The following is an 807-nucleotide window of genomic DNA, read 5'->3' as shown; positions in this document are numbered from 1 at the left end:
GGTTGGCTGAAAAACATTTTCTTTATCATCAAAAAATAACCCCATGCAGTACATTGCATAACTGTCTGCCAGTATGTCTTGTTCCTAAGCTATTTCTGGGGACATAAGCGTTAATTCTGGATGTGCATTTTTCAGCACAGGAATAATCAAAGCAGAGAGAATGCAGGTTACATTTGCCTGATGGATATGCGCAAAGCGTGCTGCGTAGGAAAACCATGCAAGCGTATCGCCCAAAGTACCGACAGGAAATTGAATGACAACTTTTTTGTTTTTCAAATTCAATTCATGTTGGAAAACAATGCGAACTTCTTTTTGAGGTAAAATATCTTCAACAATAATATCAAAGCAAACGTAAAAGCGTTTGGAAGAATGTACGGTAGCGCCCGTATTTTCATTCTGGAACAGAATATTCCCTGTATCCAGATCGCGTCATGTAATCCGCCATTTTCCTTCTGTACGTGCAGGCAGAACAATACGGGCACCCTGATTGAAATCAAACAAAATTCCATCAGGCCCATGTAAAACTGGGAAAGCAGAAGGGTTGATGTAAGGAGATTTGGTATCTTGATATGTACTCACCCTAAAATTTTCTGATGCTTCAATCATAAAATATATCTCAACATTAATAGATATATTCATAGATTACTTCTCCCTTGTACTTTATTAAATACAAGGTAGAAGTAAGTCATTTATTATGCAGAACGCGTTCCAACTTTTGACGTTTCATTATCCAAAACATAATATCCGGTGTCCCGGATTGTTATAGACAGCAGTCCCATGTGATGGCTGCTCAGGAGATCCCCCAAA

Annotated in this window: 1 protein-coding gene and 1 pseudogene; both read right to left on the bottom strand. The window is 38.5% G+C overall.

All coding sequences use genetic code 11. The features are described from left to right. Positions 1–84 precede the first annotated feature (84 nt). The gene (locus FKW19_RS15255) at positions 85–276 is read right to left on the bottom strand and encodes a hypothetical protein (RefSeq protein WP_150150626.1); all 192 of its coding nucleotides are present in this window, start codon (positions 274–276) and stop codon (positions 85–87) included. 66 nt (positions 277–342) lie between these two features. Continuing rightward, positions 343–606 (bottom strand): annotated as a pseudogene (locus tag FKW19_RS15250) (autotransporter strand-loop-strand O-heptosyltransferase); the annotation flags it as partial. Between the last annotated feature and the right edge of the window lie 201 nt (positions 607–807).

The sequence above is a fragment of the Acetobacter sp. DmW_125128 genome, assembly GCF_008704325.1.
GTDB classification, from domain to species: domain Bacteria; phylum Pseudomonadota; class Alphaproteobacteria; order Acetobacterales; family Acetobacteraceae; genus Acetobacter; species Acetobacter oryzifermentans.
Note: the sequence above shows the minus strand (reverse complement) of the source record. Positions and strands in the feature narration are given on the sequence as shown.